A 15,338-nucleotide genomic window follows, 5' to 3' on the forward strand; every position below is an offset into this window, starting at 1 on the left:
TTCCTTTGAAAGATGCAAGTTGTCCCTTGTATTGTACTTTATTTTTTAACTAACTCTACTTCTCCAAACTTCTTCATTTGGAGCTTCAATGTATTCGCTTTGTCATAAGAAGTAATCGGGAAATTAACATGGACAGTCGTTTTGTCATTTTTAACATCCATGCTATACCCTTTTGATTTATATTCTTTTCCTGTTTCATCTATAATTTTCATATTCATAAAAGTATTTTCATCTTCTACTACTTCATTAACTGAAAACGTTAGATTAAGCGAAGTTGGATTTGTCTTCGCAGATATAATTTGTATGTTAGACGTTGTTTCTGCTGACTTATATTCAACCGTTGATGTTGTTCCTTCTTTCATTTTAGCGCTGATCGGTAAATTCCATATTCCATCAATTTTTTTCAGTTCATCATTCTCATAAAAAACGTTGACGCTCTCAACTTCTAACACCGCATCTGTCAGTTTAGGAATCGCTCCTTGATTCGATTCAAATACTACATCATATTGCACCTTTCCGTTCTTTCCGTCTATAGATGGATTTTTATCTTCTGCTTTAGACATATATATGTTTTTACCTTTCAAAGGCTTTGTATCTGGAATAGACTCCATAATATATTCACCAGCACCATTTTTTAATCGATAATCAAAAGACACTTCTTTTACTTTTTTCTTGAATATACTTGTATCGTCAAATACCAATTGAAAACTAAATCCTAATTTATTCGTGTCCGCAAAATAACGGTCAAGTGCTACTGTAATCCCTTTATCAATAGCCGTACTATTGCTTTTTTGTGTAAACCCTTCATCAACCGCCCGCTCAATTCCTTTATCATTAAAATGAAATAATTTATTTATATTAGCTCGCACATGCTCATTTGTAAAAACACCACCAGCTATCACAACACAACAAGCCGCGACTGCAAATTTTCTCCATATTACATTTCTTTTCTTTTTCTTCGATTGCATGCGTATCACATCATAGGAACGATCTAAAGACTTTCTAACAATACCAGGCATTTCTTTTTCTTCATGTAGCAAATGCTGAAATTCCTTTTCGAAATTATTTTTCATTTACGCTCGCTCCTTCACCACTGTAATAATGATTACGTAATATCGATTTGGCTCTAGAAAGTCTTGATTTAATCGTTCCTTCCGGTTCTTTTAAAAACACACTCATTTCTTTTATACTAAGCCCAACAATGTAATATAAAACAATTGCTACTTTATAATCCTTCTTTAAACTATTTAACGCGTCTTCTAGTTCTATTTTCAAAAATTCATTTTTGTCTTGTTTCTGTTCAATGTGCCCTTCTACTAACGTAATTTTTTGTCTTTTGTTTAATATGCCGTTACATGTATTAATTAATATTTTACAAATCCATGTATTAAAGTACTCTTCATTTTTAAGTGTATGTATTTTCTCATAAGCCACCGTGATTGCTTCTTGCATCGCATCTGCGACATCCTCATCTTTCTGTAACAATCTACTTGCGACTTTGTACAGCACATCTTCATAGCGCTGCACAAGAGAAACAAAAGCTTCTCCATCACCCTTTTTCGCCTTTTTCACCAAGGCCTCTAGCTTCCCCATGTCAGAACCCCCTGTTAACTAATTTCAATATACGCTTGTTTTCATGTTCTTTACACCCTATTAGATACTAAAAACCAGTATTTGGTTGCATCCATTTTTTCTTTTCATAAAAAAAGAGGATCATCACTCTTATTACGAGTGACAATCCTCTCTTTCACATATAAAAAATTATTTACGTAACTCCGCACCAAATTTCTCTTCTACCGCTGCTAATACACGGCTATGCGCTTCTGTTACTTCTTCATCTGTTAATGTACGTTCTGGGTCGACGTAGTTCATAGAGAATGCAAGTGATTTCTTGCCTTCTTCCATTTTTTCACCTTCGTATAAGTCGAATAATGTTACTTCTTTTAGAAGCTCTCCGCCCGCTTCGCTAATGACTTGCTTCATTTCGCCAGCTTTTACTTCTTTCGTTACAACAACGGCCATATCGCGTGTCATAGATGGGAAACGCGGGATTGTTGTGTAGTAAGTATCTTCTGCACGAGCAGCAAATACTTTTACTAGAGATAATTCGAATACAAATGTATCTTTTACATCTAATTGTTTTTGCGCTTCTGGGTGTAATTGACCGATGAAGCCAATTACTTCTCCGTCTAGTAAGATATCGGCTGTACGTCCTGGGTGCATGCCTTCACGTTTTGCAGGAGCATATGTGATGCTGCTTGCAACGCCAAGTACATCGAATAATCCTTCTAATACACCTTTTACAACGAAGAAGTCTACAACTTTCTTCTCACCTTGCCATGCATGATGAAGAGCAAGACCTGTCATAACGCCAGCAAGATGTTGTTCTTCTTTTGGAAGCTTATCTTCTGCTGTTGGTAAGAAGATAGAACCTACTTCATATAATGCAACACTGTCGTTTTTACGAGCATTGTTATATGAAACTGCTTCTAGCAATTGTGGTATTAAGCTTAAACGAAGCTGGCTGCGTTCCTCACTCATTGGAAGTGCAAGGTTTACAGGAGCTTTTTCGTTCGGCTCAACCATATATTGTTTCGCTTTATCAGCGCTTGTCAATGAATACGTAATCGCTTCATATAAACCAGCACCTTCTAGGTAGCGACGTACTTTACGACGTTTTGCTTGCGCTACTGTTAATTTACCACGCGTCATTGTTCCTGCTGGTAATGTAACTGGAATATGATCATAACCATACAGACGACCTACTTCTTCTACTAAATCTTCTGCAATTGTAATGTCAGGACGACGTGCTGGTACGTTTACATGGAATGTTCCTTCTACTTCTGTGAATGGGAACTTCAAGTTTGTAAAGATTGTACCCATTTCACTTGCAGAGATCTCTGTACCTAATACTCGATTTACTTTTTCAGCTGTAACTGATACTGTACGTTCTTGTACTTGTAAGTTATCAACTTCTACTACACCTTCAAGCGCTTCGCCACCAGCGTATTTTGCCATTAAAGCAGCTGCATGTTGAATTGCTTCGAATGTACGTGTTGGGTCGATTCCTTTTTCGAAACGTGCACTTGATTCACTGCGAAGACCTAAGTCTTTTGATGCGCGGCGCACCGTTTGACCTTCGAAGTATGCAGATTCGATTAGAACGTTTACTGTATCGTTATCAACTTCAGATTCAGCTCCGCCCATTACACCAGCAACAGCTAATGCTTTTGTGCCGTTTGTAATCGCAAGATGATGCGCTTGTAATGTACGTTCTTGATCGTCTAATGTTTGAATCTTTTCGCCTTCTTTTGCAAGACGAACAACGATTTCTTTTGAACCTAATTTATCGTAGTCAAATGCATGTAATGGTTGACCGTATTCAATTAAAATGTAGTTTGTAATGTCAACTACGTTGCTAATCGGGCGAATGCCAGCTGCCATAAGACGCGTTTGCATCCACATTGGTGATGGACCAACCTTTACGTTTTTCACCATTTTTGCCATGTATAATGGGTTTTGTTCTGTTGCTTCTACACTTACAGAAATATAATCAGATGTTTTTTCTGCCGCTTCTTGTAAGTTTGCTGCTGGAAGTTTCACTTCAAGGCCATAAATTGCTGCTACTTCATACGCAACGCCTAACATGTTTAAGCAATCCGCACGGTTCGGCGTTAATCCTAATTCAAGTACTTCATCATGTAAATTTAAGATTTCAAGTGCATCTGCACCAACTTCCACATCACTTGGGAAAATGAAAATACCTTCTGCATAGTCTTTTGCAACTAATTTTCCATCAACGCCAAGCTCTTGTAAGGAACAAACCATACCGTGAGAAGCTTCACCGCGTAGCTTTGCTTTTTTAATTTTGAAGTTACCAGGAAGAACAGCACCAACTTTTGCAACTGGTACTTTTAAACCTTTTGCAATATTAGGAGCACCGCAAATGATTTGTACTGGCTCTTCTTCGCCGATGTCGATTAAACATTTGCTTAACTTATCAGCTTCCGGGTGTTTTTCGCACTCTAATACGTGACCAACGACAACACCTTTTACGCCTTTATTTAATACTTCCACGCCTTCTACTTCAATACCACTTTTCGTGATTTTATCTGCTAATTCTTGTGCCGTTACATCTTTAATATCTACATACTCTTGTAACCAACGATATGATACGAACATATTTATCCTCTCCTTCCCTTACGCTCGTTTGAATTGTTGTAAGAAACGTACATCATTTGTATAGAAATGACGAATGTCATCAACGCCGTATTTTAACATTGCAATACGCTCTGCACCCATACCGAATGCGAAACCTTGATATTCTTTTGAATCGTAGCCTGCCATTTCAAGTACGTTCGGATGAACCATACCAGCACCTAAAATTTCAATCCAGCCAGTCCCTTTACAAGTACCGCAACCTTTCCCGTGACACATCATACAAGAAATATCCATCTCAACAGATGGTTCTGTGAATGGGAAGAAACTTGGACGAAGACGGATTTCACGATCTTCACCGAACATTTTTTTCACGAATACTTCTAATGTACCTTTTAAGTCACTCATGCGAATGTTTTTGTCGATTACAAGGCCTTCAATTTGCATGAACTGATGTGAATGCGTTGCATCGTCATCATCACGGCGATACACTTTACCAGGGCAAATAATTTTAATTGGGCCTTTTTCTTTATTATTTTCCATTGTTCTTGCTTGCACAGAAGATGTATGTGTACGTAGTAATGTTTCTTCTGTAATGTAGAAAGTGTCTTGCATATCACGCGCTGGGTGATCTTTCGGTAAGTTTAATGCTTCGAAGTTATAGTAGTCTTTCTCTACCTCTGTTCCTTCTGCAACTTCATATCCCATACCGATAAACACATCTTCAATCTGTTCAACAACCGCTGTTAACGGATGGTGACAACCTGTTTCTACAAGGCGACCTGGTAATGTAACATCAATAGTTTCAGATGCTAATTTTGCTTCAATTACTGTTTTTTCTAAATGATTAACTTTTTCTTCTAAACGCGTTTGAATTGCCTCGCGCACTTCATTTACTAAAGCTCCCATAAGCGGGCGCTCTTCTGGAGATAATTTCCCCATGCCGCGCAGTACTTCTGTAATCGGACCTTTTTTTCCTAAATACGCAACGCGTACATCGTTTAAGCCCTTTAGCTCTTTCGCTTCTTCAATCAGCTCTAACGCTTTTTGCTTTAGCTCTTTTAAACGTGCTTCCATTTGGAACCCTCCTAATGATAAAAATAAAAAAACCTCGCTCCCTAAAAAGGGACGAGGTAAATTCGCGGTACCACCCTAAATTGACAGAACGAGTCTGCCCACTTAATTCGTTATAACGGCTTTTTCAACCGGAACGCCTTTACATTTACATGGTCCTGGCGTCAACTCCAGAGGTGAATTCACTTCCGTCTACCATAAGAATGCTTTCAGTCTATGGCACTCTCTCCCTATATGGCGATTTTGCAAGTTACTCTTCTCTATCATCGTTTTTTAAACTATTTCACTTCCACCTATTATAAGAAGTTTTTTATCGATTCGCAACCGGAGTTTGCAAATAATACGTTAAAATACCTGCTGCAACCGCAACATTTAATGATTCTGCTCCTCCGTAAATCGGAATATATAAGTTTTGCTTACATTTCGCAAGAAGCTCTTGGCGAACGCCGTTTCCTTCGTTACCTACAATTAATGCAAAACTTCCTGTCGGTGCTACTTCACCGTATGGAACACCATTTTCAAGTGCTGTTCCGTATACAGGAACGTTATTTTCAGTTAACTTGTCTACCCATTCTTCTAAGTTTCCTTTTACAATCGGTAAATGGAATACAGAACCTTGCGTAGAACGTAGTACTTTACTGTTATATACATCGACACATCCTTCTCCAAGGATAACAGCATCAAGTCCAGCTGCATCTGCGGTACGAATGATTGTCCCTAAATTCCCTGGGTCTTGCAGGCCGTCTAATAGTAGAAACTTCCCATTTGTAAGAGCAATTTCTTTTTCATGTTTCTCACAAACCGCAAATACTCCTTGTGTCGTTTCTGTTTCACATAACAATTTTACAACCGCTTCAGACAAAATATACATTTCTACATCATCAACCGTCCAATCTTTCGGAAGATCCGTCTGATCTGAGACGATTAACTCTGTTACAACGCCTGCTTTTAAAGCTTCCTCAACTAAATGGAATCCTTCTACAAAAAATAATCCTTTTTTATCGCGCTCTTTTTTCGTCTGCAGCTTCTTCCACTGCTTTACGCGCGGATTTTGTACTGAATCAATGTTTTTCATTCTATGCATTCCCTCTCTTCTTGTCTTCTCATTATAGCCTATTTTTCATACATATTTACATAAAAAAGAACAAAAACTAACGTCAGTTTCCATTCCTAAAAAGAGGTGAAAGCGATGAACTTTAATTTACGCGGTGCTGTATTAGCAAACATAGCTGGAAATACACAAGACCAATTACAAGAAACAATTGTCGATGCGATTCAAAGCGGAGAAGAAAAAATGCTTCCAGGACTTGGTGTGTTATTCGAAGTGATTTGGAAAAATGCTGATGATAGTGAAAAGCATGAGATGTTAGCGACGCTAGAGCAAGGTGTAAAAAAATAAGCAGGGGTAAAACAGATATAAAAAACCCTTTTTTAGGGGAGGACGAGAGCTTCTGGCCGTGCATAGTAGCGGCCAGGGCCTTTTTCTGCCACGGGCGAGGTTTAAAACAAAAAGAGCAAACAAGTACGGGGCATGTTGTATTTTACATAGCAGCGACTTATTTGTTAAAAAATTCAAACGCTCAGAAGTCTGAGCGTTTTTTGGCGAAATATTTTACTATTCTTTTTGAACTATAGTTTAAAGGTATTTGCATGCTACGGAGCAAATTCAATTTGACCCGTCACCAATAAGAAAATCGCGATTATCCAAAATATAAAGAAAGAAGAGGAGAGGATTAAAGATATTATAGGAACTACATTTTTCTCTGTTTTCTTCGCTATCCCGATTATAGAAAGTGTGATACCTATTCCCGTAAGAAAAAATGTTATATAATCTCCAACTAAACTTCCGATATTCGCTATTCTTGTCGGTGTTACAAAAACGATAAAAAAACAAATAATTCCAATAACCAAAGAAAGATAACTAATTATACCGTTCTTCTTTGGAATAACTATTTCATTTTCCAAACAAACACAACATTTCCAAATAAATGTAATTTAATTTTAACATAATTATTTAATTGATTAGTCAAAACAGAACGTTTTTTTCGAACTAATCAGTTAATTAAAACCAAACTTCTTTTTCGAGAGACGAAAGCTTCTGGCTATGCGTAGAAGCGGTCAGGGCCTTTTTCTGCCACGGGCGAGGTTTAAAACAGAGGGAGCATGCATGTGTGAACTGTACCTCGAATCATGGAAATTTTTTTCGTCCACAATTCGGGGGTTTTGTGCATTTTTATAAGCAATCCGATTTTTTTATATCTAGTTACGTTAAATTCGTGGAGTATTCCCAAAACGACTAGCCAGAACTCACACCTAAAAAAGTGCAACGCATTATGAAGGAATTTGAAAGTGTAGATCAATTAAGAAAGAACTAATGAAATATATAGATTACTACAATCACAAACGAATTAAGGCAAAATTAAAAGGCCTGAACTAAGTAACAATACCGAGTTCAGACCTTAACCGCCGCATAATCAAATAACCCGTCTAACTTTATGGGTTCACTTCAAAAAGCCTTAAGGAGAAAACCGAAGGCTTTTTGATATATCTATACACTTATTCGTTTATTTATTTTTGAAAGTTTTTAATATCCGGATTAAAAATACGAACAGTCTGAAGAAGGTTATCTACAATGTCTTGTTGTTGAGCTGTTAGTGTACCACCATCAGTGAATACTGTAACACAGATTGGACAAGCTTCAATATGAATTCCTAATAGGTCAATAGCAAGCCCACCAGGTACATTCAGAGTGAGAATAGGTGTTGAACCCGCAGGAGGAGTGCAGGTTTCACAGTTAGTTAAAAGAGCCATAAAGTCAAATCCTTTCTTTATAGGGGTACCATATATATATGACCAAATATGGCTATGTGAAATAGACATTTATACAATTCTTGATCATTCTGTTAAAATATCTCCAAAGTTGGGCATGATTTCTGTACCAGTAGGATTTTTGATACCTCGCTCTATATTATGAGTTTTTTATCTCTTCTATCAACCCTAACGACATGGTCTTCTCTAGCAAATACTAGATTCTCTTTTCCTATCCGAAATAAAATTAATAGTGTGAAATACAACTCACAATACAATTCCTCTTCCAAGTAAACCTGGAACATACGTATATTATATCGGCGTTTTTTGGGAGCAAGGCGATGCTGGTTATATTCAAGTAAAAGTAGAATAAAAATTTCCCTATTACATCACTAATTACTTTACTAACACAATATGATGAAGTAAAATGTTCAAAATATACTTATGGCTATCTATTCGTTTTCATCATATACATCAATGAACAAAAGGAGTGAATGCTTTATGCGCCGTATCACGCTTGAACAAATTTTCCAACACCATATTACACAAAAGTATGTAAACCGTTCTGGAATGGTCCATGCGATTGCCGTCGCTTATCATGCGTTTCACTTAGCAAAAAAGCATCACGCCTCAGTCGACGCGGCAACAAAGGCTGGCTTTCTTCATGATATCGGACATCATACATGGTATCGTGATGGGGAATGGGACTATGAATTATATAAAAAGAATGATATACACGCCATTAAAGGAGCAGAAAGAGCTCATAAATTGCTAATCCGATTAGGAGAACATCCAAAACAAGCAAAGGAAATTTCTGTTGCCATTCTCCTGCACACTGATTCTTTTCTACTAGAACAATCACTTGAGAGAACACCTCTCCAAAATATTATTAAATGGGCAGACGAAGCCGATGAAGAACCGGGCGGGGCACATCACTACCGAGCAATCTCTTATGAAAAAGCACTGCAAGCAATCAAGCGATTAGATAAGATGGTAGATCGTGAATTACAAGTCCAACAATCAACATCCTCTGCTCATATTTCTACCAATGAAAAAGCGGAGCAAATATGTTAATCAATAACAGAACAAAAATCACAAAATTTCAAACTATTATGTAACATTAACTTATGGTACATTTTATCTAAATATGTATAATTTTATATATAAATAATAGAGAGGATTCGATATATGCAACATTCTATACAACTTACATATGATCAAAAACATTCCTTATCATGGGGAAAATTCATCGGTTCTGTTTTATTTGCCTTTTTTGGGGCAAAGATCATAAGTGACTTATTTATAAGTCTTCCATTTATGATTTATAGCGAAGGCATTTCTGATAAAAAAACAAGCGCCCTATATAGCTCACTTGGAGCAACCGGAGGTGCTTTATTACAACTGCTCATTTTATTATTGTTTATTTTTAAATACGAACCTATGAAAGAACTGTTATTACCTGCTTTAAATTTCCAAGCACTCCAGAAAGTTCGCACATATGTATACTTATTTCTTTTCTTTGTGTTTAGTATTACGATTAATATATTTATAATTTCTAAGATATTTCCTCATGCAACGCAGGAACAAGATGTAGCTTTAAACTTAAATACTTTAAAACAATATAAAACTCTACTAATTTTAGAAGGTGCGATTTTCGTCCCTATTATTGAAGAACTTATTTTCCGTGGAGTCATTCTTCAATTTTTCCAGCAACGTTTTCCATTTTTGATAGCAGCAATTGGATCCAGTTTCATCTTCGGAATCGCCCATACATATTCTTTAGGTGTTATGGCCAGCGCTTTTATGACGGGGATATTTATGGCTGTATTATATAAAAAAACAAATTCTATTATTCCTGCTATATTATTTCATATGATGAATAATATGCTCGCGTTTTTAACATAAACAAGGGATACACAAAGTCAAATTACTACTACTACTAGAAAGGAGCAAGACTTTGCAAACACATATACAAATAGAACAGCAAACGAAAACATCTTGGCTTGAATTTTTTGGAATCCTGTTAATGATCATTCTCGTTATTCCAATGATTAATGGAGTTTTCACTATACTCCCTATCGAGTTATATAAATATGTTCGCCCAAATACACATACTCCTCTACTTGAGTCACTTGAAAGTATTAGTTATGAATTCATAGCCCTATTCTTTTTAATGCTATATATCGCAAAGTATAAACCACTTAAAACTCTAGTATTACCAGCGATTGATTTTCAATGTTTAAAATCTTTTCGTACGTATATATACATACTCCTTTATTACGCTATCGGTATTTTTATCGACCTTGTTATACTAGATAAAATTTTCCCTAATTCGGTACAAGAGCAAGTAGATGCATTAAATTTTGCTACGTTAGAACAGTACAAATTCTTACTAATTCTTACAGTTGGATTACTTGCACCTATTAAAGAAGAACTAATATGCAGAGGCATACTTTTACGTTTCTTTGGAGAGAAATTCACATTTTGGCCAGCTGCTATCATTTCGAGTTTATTATTCGGTATCGCTCATACGTATTCAGTTGGAATTATGGTGGGCGCCTTTATTACTGGTCTCTTTGCTTCTTTATTATATAAACAAACGAACTCTATCGTTCCCGCTATTCTGCTTCACATCACAATTAATACATGTTCTTTCTTGTACTGAATGAACCGCCATTATGATTGCATAATGGCGGTTTATTTCTATCAATTATCCATATTTTTTTATAATATCCAAAAGAAAAAAGCAGAGAAATTAATTCCCTGCTTTTCGATTTGGCTTATTACCTGATGGTAAGAATAGTGATAATACCCAAGCAATACCCGCTAATATTGTTGCAATTAAGAATGCGTCATTAATACCGTTAATCGCAGACAGCTTCGAAATTTGTCCGAATAATAGTTGCGTGCTCATCACATCTCCAGCTTGTGCTGATCCAGCAACCGCTGCTAAGTTTTGTCCCATTCCATGTACCTTATCAACTAAAATTGGATTTGTTTTCGTTAGCATATTTCCGTAATCTGCGACGTGATTTGTTGTTTGCTGCGTCATAATTGTAATTAAGATCGCTGTACCGATTGAACCTGCTACTTGTCTTGATGTATTTTGCGTTGCAGTACCGTGAGAAATTAACTTCATTGGCAGTGCGTTCATACCCGCTGTCATAATTGGCATCATAATGAATGCCATACCAAATGAACGTATAATATAATCCGTCATAATGACGCTATATGGTGTATCCATTGTTAACTTAGTAAATTCATATGTTGCAAATGTCGTAAGAGCCAATCCAAATATCGCTAATGGACGAATACCATATTTATCAAATAACTTTCCTGCAATTGGTCCCATGATCCCCATAATTAATGATCCTGGAAGAAGCAATAAACCTGACTCAATTGGCGTAAAGCCGCGAATATTTTGCAGATATACAGGAAGTAATAACATACCTCCAAAGAGTGCCATCGTTACAATTGCGTTAATTAATAATGTGAAAGTAAACGTTGGATATTTAAATACTTGTAAATCAAGCATCTTATTATCCGTCGTCATCTCTCTCCAAATAAAGAACGCTATCCCAATTACACCAATGATAAGTGAAATCACAACTTCCGCACTGCTCCAACCCTTATTTCCGGCTTCACTAAATCCATACAGTAAGCTACCAAGCCCAATACTTGAACTAATAACGCCAAATATGTCTAACTTTGTTTTAGAAACTGGCTGAGCTAGTGTAAAGAATTTTACAGATAGGAATGTGACAAATAAACCAATGACAAACATCCCGTAGAAAATTAAGTTCCAATTGTAATTTTGAATAACCCAACCTGTTATAGTTGGTCCAATAGCTGGTGCTAAAATCATCGCTACCCCAAGTAACCCCATCGCTGCTCCGCGCTTATGAGGCGGGAATAAAGTCATGAAAATATTCATACCAACTGGCATTAAAATCCCTGCTCCAACTGCTTGCGTCACGCGTCCTGTCATCATCATCGTGAAGCTTCCAGATACAGCACAAATAATAGAACCTACTGTAAAGAACAACATCGCTGCTACAAATAGTTTACGATACGTAAACCGTGAAACTAAAAACGCACTAATTGGCACTAAAATACCATTTACAAGCATAAATCCTGTTGTTAACCATTGTGCCGTTGAAGTGGATACGTTAAATTCATTCATTAATGCTGGCAAAGCAACATTAATGACTGTTTGGTTTAAAATTGACACGAACATACCGAGAATTAATACTGCTACAACTGCTTTTACATTTACATTTTCTACTGGCAATTGCTTTTTTGGTTCTTTTTTGGGTTCTTCTTTTGTAATTTTCGGTATTTCTTGTTCTACTACTTCTTTTTTTGGTGTTTCTAATTCCACAACATTTGAAACTTCTTGTTCTGGTTGCTTTGCTTCTATCTTACTTACGGCTGGGACTTTTTCTTCTCCCGCGTTCGTTTTTTTCTTTCTTAAAAGACGATTTACAAGGAAGAAGACGACAATACAAAATAATGCATATCCTACAATTAAAGTTGAGGACATTTTATCTTCCCCCCTTACTTATGAATACGAACTGTCACATTCATTCCAGGAACAATATTTACTGATTTGCTATGATCTAAAGAAACTTTAACTGGTACAACTTGTGTTACTTTTGTATAGTTTGCTGTTGCATTGCTTGATGGTAGCATAGAGAACGTATTCGCTGTTGTTAAACCAACTTGTTCTACTTTTCCTGTTAACGTTGTATCAGGATATGCATCTACATACACGTCTACTTCTTGACCTTTGTGTACACTATCAATATCTGTTTCTTCAATATTTGCTGTTACCCATAAATCATTCATATCATATGCATACGCAATTGGACTACCTGCTCCAACAAAAGCATTTGTTGTTGCATTTGATTGAACAACAGTTGCATTTTTCGGAATTGTTACATCCACTGTTTGCTCACCGTTTGGTCCCACTATAGAAACAGTACCTAATTTATCGTTTTCATTGTAATTCTTACCTGCTTCAGCTTTCCATTCTGTTAACTTCCCTGCTACTGGTGATGCGATTGGAATTATTTTTCCATCAATTTTTGCATTTTCTGTTTTTAAATAATTTTGAGATTGATTGTAATAGTAATAACCGCCAACACCACCACCAACTAATACAATTAACGTGATAATATTGATAATTATTATTCTTCCAAACTGATTCATTGCTTTCCTCTCCTTATATCGCATATAATTTTTTTCTAAACTATTTCATATCCCTTTTGTTTATATTCATTAATTGTTAATTATATTAACCATTAATGAAAAAAATCACACCTTTTTGCATGACAAAACCGTTTTTGTCCACATGCAAGTGGTGCTGTTTTCTAAAGGAATATCGTTTATAATTATAAATAATTATTTTGAATCTACAACCAACAATTTGGATATGTATGTTGTTTAACCGACACTTTACTAAACATCTGTTGGTTAAATGAATAAAATTCAGCAAGGAGAGTGAAAATGTCTATTAAAAACTCAAACGATCCACGCGTAAAACGAACGAGACAAGCAATTCGTGATGCTCTTATATCTTTAATACACGAAAAAGGTTTCGATAGCATTACAGTTCAAGATATTGCTGAAAAGGCAACTGTCAACCGTGCAACTTTTTATAGCCATTATTATGACAAATATGACCTTCTAGACAAAAGCACCGAAGAAATGCTAACCACATTTGCAGACATTCTCAAACCGAAAGAATTAAATAAGAGTGAGTTTCAACTTACCCTCGATACTCCTCATCCTGTCTTTCTTTCTTTGTTTAATCATATTGCTGAGAATGCTTTCTTTTATCAAGTGATGCTTGGCGAGAACGGGATTCCGAAGTTTTCCTCTCGAATGATGAAAGCCATTCAAACGAATTTGCTTCTTAGTCTTTCTATTTCACAACCAAACGAAGATCAGTTAGTTGTACCGCGTGACATCCTTATTAGTTATGTAACAGGTGCACATTTAGGAATGATCATTTCATGGCTAAGACAAAATATGCCATATACACCTCATTATATGGCCTTGCAGCTAGCTCGTTTAATTATTTTAGGTCCATTTACAGCAGCTGGATTAAAGGGGTCATTTTAATAAAAAAGAGCGACAGGCTATCCTCTCGCTCTTTTTTGTATTAATCAAATGTAATGTTATGTACAGCCTCAGTATCAAGACGTTTCACAACTTCTACAATTAACTTCACTGTGTTTTCATAATCATCGCGATGTAACATTGCCGCATGGGAATGAATATAGCGAGTTGCAATAGTAATTGCCATTGCTGGAATACCGTCTACAGCAATATGAATTGCTCCTGCATCTGTTCCGCCGCCAGGAAGTGCATCGTATTGATATGGAATATTTAATTCATCTGCTACGCCAACAACGAAGTCACGAAGACCTTTATGTCCAACGATAGATGCATCATATAAAATAATTTGTGGGCCATCACCCATTTTTCCTTGCGCTTCTTTGTCGCTTACTCCTGGTGTATCACCAGCGATTCCAACATCTACTGCAAATGCGATATCAGGTTGAATATAATGTGCGGATGTTTTCGCTCCGCGAAGACCTACCTCTTCTTGTACAGTTCCAACACCGTATACAATATTTGGATGTTTTTCATCTTTCAATTGTTGTAACACATCGATTGCAATTGCACAGCCAATGCGGTTGTCCCATGCTTTCGCAAGTAACATTTTTTCATTTTTCATTACTTGGAATTCGAAATATGGTACAACTTGATCTCCTGGGCGTACGCCCCACTCCAGCGCTTCTTCTTTACTAGAAGCACCAATATCAATAAACATATCTTTAATATCAACTGGCTTTTTACGAACTTCAGCTGGTAAAATATGCGGTGGTTTTGAACCAATGACACCTGTTACATCACCTTTGCTCGTAACAATTGTTACACGCTGTGCTAACATAACTTGTGACCACCAGCCACCAACTGTTTGAAAGCGCAAGAACCCTTTATCATCAATTTGCGTAATCATAAAACCGACTTCATCTAAATGACCGGCTACCATAATTTTTGGACCATTGCCGTCACCAATTTTTTTCGCAACTAAGCTTCCTAAGTTATCTGTTGATACTTCATCAGCAAACGGTGCGATATATTTCTTCATTACTTCACGAGGCTCGCGTTCGTTTCCTGCAATCCCCCGTGCATCTGTTAGTTCTTTTAACATCGTCAAGGTCGCATCTAGTTTAGTCATTGGACAATGTCCTCCTTTTTTTCATCTCTTCAATTATACAAGAGCG

At 36.5% G+C, this 15,338-nt stretch carries 15 protein-coding genes, 1 pseudogene and 1 other annotated feature; of the genes and pseudogenes, 6 read left to right on the plus strand and 10 right to left on the minus strand.

Annotated features, from left to right (window positions below; all coding sequences use genetic code 11):
- Window positions 1–38: 38 nt before the first annotated feature.
- The 5 genes from BR72_RS07800 to BR72_RS07820 form a co-directional block, all read right to left on the minus strand.
- The gene (locus BR72_RS07800) at window positions 39–1,073 is read right to left on the minus strand and encodes a DUF4179 domain-containing protein (RefSeq protein WP_035431696.1); all 1,035 of its coding nucleotides are present in this window, start codon (window positions 1,071–1,073) and stop codon (window positions 39–41) included.
- Window positions 1,063–1,593 carry a sigma-70 family RNA polymerase sigma factor gene (locus BR72_RS07805; RefSeq protein WP_035431698.1) on the minus strand — a complete coding sequence of 177 codons (531 nt, stop codon included), beginning with the start codon at window positions 1,591–1,593 and terminating at the stop codon, window positions 1,063–1,065. The genes BR72_RS07800 and BR72_RS07805 overlap by 11 nt, the downstream gene beginning before the upstream one ends.
- A 168-nt stretch (window positions 1,594–1,761) precedes the next feature.
- Window positions 1,762–4,182 (minus strand): phenylalanine--tRNA ligase subunit beta, encoded by a 2,421-nt coding sequence (gene pheT / locus BR72_RS07810; RefSeq protein ID WP_035431700.1) that lies wholly within the window; start codon window positions 4,180–4,182, stop codon window positions 1,762–1,764.
- Between the two features lie 18 nt (window positions 4,183–4,200).
- Window positions 4,201–5,235: a phenylalanine--tRNA ligase subunit alpha gene (pheS, locus tag BR72_RS07815; protein ID WP_035431702.1), complete on the minus strand. Its 1,035-nt coding sequence runs from the start codon at window positions 5,233–5,235 to the stop codon at window positions 4,201–4,203.
- 44 nt (window positions 5,236–5,279) lie between these two features.
- Window positions 5,280–5,508, minus strand: a binding site (T-box leader).
- Window positions 5,509–5,542: 34 nt separating this feature from the next.
- Window positions 5,543–6,307, minus strand: a complete 765-nt coding sequence (locus tag BR72_RS07820; protein WP_035431704.1) for a TrmH family RNA methyltransferase — start codon at window positions 6,305–6,307, stop codon at window positions 5,543–5,545.
- A 114-nt stretch (window positions 6,308–6,421) separates the two neighbouring features.
- Between BR72_RS07820 and sspI the strand changes: the two genes are divergently transcribed.
- Window positions 6,422–6,631, plus strand: coding sequence for a small acid-soluble spore protein SspI (sspI, locus tag BR72_RS07825; RefSeq protein WP_035431706.1), 210 nt, complete (start codon window positions 6,422–6,424; stop codon window positions 6,629–6,631).
- Window positions 6,632–6,885: 254 nt separating this feature from the next.
- Here sspI and BR72_RS07830 read toward each other — a convergent pair whose 3' ends face one another.
- On the minus strand, window positions 6,886–7,197 hold the full coding sequence (locus tag BR72_RS07830) for a hypothetical protein (RefSeq protein ID WP_035431708.1): 312 nt from the start codon (window positions 7,195–7,197) through the stop codon (window positions 6,886–6,888).
- Window positions 7,198–7,565: 368 nt separating this feature from the next.
- Between BR72_RS07830 and BR72_RS26310 the strand changes: the two are divergent.
- Window positions 7,566–7,669: pseudogene (locus BR72_RS26310) on the plus strand (IS3 family transposase); the annotation flags it as partial.
- A gap of 131 nt (window positions 7,670–7,800) precedes the next feature.
- On the opposite strand, the gene BR72_RS07835 reads toward BR72_RS26310, so the two are convergent.
- Window positions 7,801–8,043, minus strand: coding sequence for a hypothetical protein (locus BR72_RS07835; RefSeq protein ID WP_141771614.1), 243 nt, complete (start codon window positions 8,041–8,043; stop codon window positions 7,801–7,803).
- A 498-nt stretch (window positions 8,044–8,541) separates the two neighbouring features.
- On the opposite strand from BR72_RS07835, the gene BR72_RS07840 reads away from it, so the two are divergent.
- From BR72_RS07840 to BR72_RS07850, 3 genes are all read left to right on the plus strand, one after another.
- Window positions 8,542–9,114: an HD domain-containing protein gene (locus BR72_RS07840; RefSeq protein ID WP_035431713.1), complete on the plus strand. Its 573-nt coding sequence runs from the start codon at window positions 8,542–8,544 to the stop codon at window positions 9,112–9,114.
- A gap of 114 nt (window positions 9,115–9,228) precedes the next feature.
- On the plus strand, window positions 9,229–9,945 hold the full coding sequence (locus BR72_RS07845; RefSeq protein WP_035431715.1) for a CPBP family intramembrane glutamic endopeptidase: 717 nt from the start codon (window positions 9,229–9,231) through the stop codon (window positions 9,943–9,945).
- Window positions 9,946–9,997: 52 nt separating this feature from the next.
- Window positions 9,998–10,705 carry a CPBP family intramembrane glutamic endopeptidase gene (locus BR72_RS07850; RefSeq protein WP_035431717.1) on the plus strand — a complete coding sequence of 236 codons (708 nt, stop codon included), beginning with the start codon at window positions 9,998–10,000 and terminating at the stop codon, window positions 10,703–10,705.
- A gap of 90 nt (window positions 10,706–10,795) precedes the next feature.
- Here the strand turns inward: BR72_RS07850 and BR72_RS07855 are convergent, their stop codons facing one another.
- Both BR72_RS07855 and BR72_RS07860 read right to left on the minus strand, forming a co-directional pair.
- Window positions 10,796–12,583, minus strand: coding sequence for a DHA2 family efflux MFS transporter permease subunit (locus BR72_RS07855; RefSeq protein ID WP_035431719.1), 1,788 nt, complete (start codon window positions 12,581–12,583; stop codon window positions 10,796–10,798).
- 14 nt (window positions 12,584–12,597) lie between these two features.
- Window positions 12,598–13,251: an HlyD family secretion protein gene (locus BR72_RS07860; RefSeq protein WP_035431721.1), complete on the minus strand. Its 654-nt coding sequence runs from the start codon at window positions 13,249–13,251 to the stop codon at window positions 12,598–12,600.
- A gap of 297 nt (window positions 13,252–13,548) precedes the next feature.
- Between BR72_RS07860 and BR72_RS07865 the strand changes: the two genes are divergently transcribed.
- Window positions 13,549–14,166: a TetR/AcrR family transcriptional regulator gene (locus BR72_RS07865; RefSeq protein ID WP_035431723.1), complete on the plus strand. Its 618-nt coding sequence runs from the start codon at window positions 13,549–13,551 to the stop codon at window positions 14,164–14,166.
- Between the two features lie 40 nt (window positions 14,167–14,206).
- Here the strand turns inward: BR72_RS07865 and BR72_RS07870 are convergent, their stop codons facing one another.
- Window positions 14,207–15,292: a M42 family metallopeptidase gene (locus BR72_RS07870; protein WP_035431725.1), complete on the minus strand. Its 1,086-nt coding sequence runs from the start codon at window positions 15,290–15,292 to the stop codon at window positions 14,207–14,209.
- Window positions 15,293–15,338: the final 46 nt, after the last annotated feature.

This window comes from Bacillus sp. UNC322MFChir4.1 (genome assembly GCF_000746135.1).
Taxonomy (GTDB): Bacteria; Bacillota; Bacilli; order Bacillales; family Bacillaceae_G; genus Bacillus_A.

What these genes read in the sequence shown, in the direction of transcription:
- BR72_RS07840 (WP_035431713.1), top strand. Translation starts at nt 8,542, where the DNA reads ATGCGCCGTATCACGCTTGAACAAATTTTCCAACACCATATTACACAA.
- sspI (WP_035431706.1), top strand. Translation starts at nt 6,422, where the DNA reads ATGAACTTTAATTTACGCGGTGCTGTATTAGCAAACATAGCTGGAAAT.
- BR72_RS07870 (WP_035431725.1), bottom strand. Translation starts at nt 15,292, where the DNA reads ATGACTAAACTAGATGCGACCTTGACGATGTTAAAAGAACTAACAGAT.
- pheS (WP_035431702.1), bottom strand. Translation starts at nt 5,235, where the DNA reads ATGGAAGCACGTTTAAAAGAGCTAAAGCAAAAAGCGTTAGAGCTGATT.
- BR72_RS07835 (WP_141771614.1), bottom strand. Translation starts at nt 8,043, where the DNA reads ATGGCTCTTTTAACTAACTGTGAAACCTGCACTCCTCCTGCGGGTTCA.
- BR72_RS07855 (WP_035431719.1), bottom strand. Translation starts at nt 12,583, where the DNA reads ATGTCCTCAACTTTAATTGTAGGATATGCATTATTTTGTATTGTCGTC.
- BR72_RS07860 (WP_035431721.1), bottom strand. Translation starts at nt 13,251, where the DNA reads ATGAATCAGTTTGGAAGAATAATAATTATCAATATTATCACGTTAATT.
- BR72_RS07865 (WP_035431723.1), top strand. Translation starts at nt 13,549, where the DNA reads ATGTCTATTAAAAACTCAAACGATCCACGCGTAAAACGAACGAGACAA.
- BR72_RS07805 (WP_035431698.1), bottom strand. Translation starts at nt 1,593, where the DNA reads ATGGGGAAGCTAGAGGCCTTGGTGAAAAAGGCGAAAAAGGGTGATGGA.
- BR72_RS07845 (WP_035431715.1), top strand. Translation starts at nt 9,229, where the DNA reads ATGCAACATTCTATACAACTTACATATGATCAAAAACATTCCTTATCA.
- pheT (WP_035431700.1), bottom strand. Translation starts at nt 4,182, where the DNA reads ATGTTCGTATCATATCGTTGGTTACAAGAGTATGTAGATATTAAAGAT.
- BR72_RS07820 (WP_035431704.1), bottom strand. Translation starts at nt 6,307, where the DNA reads ATGAAAAACATTGATTCAGTACAAAATCCGCGCGTAAAGCAGTGGAAG.
- BR72_RS07800 (WP_035431696.1), bottom strand. Translation starts at nt 1,073, where the DNA reads ATGAAAAATAATTTCGAAAAGGAATTTCAGCATTTGCTACATGAAGAA.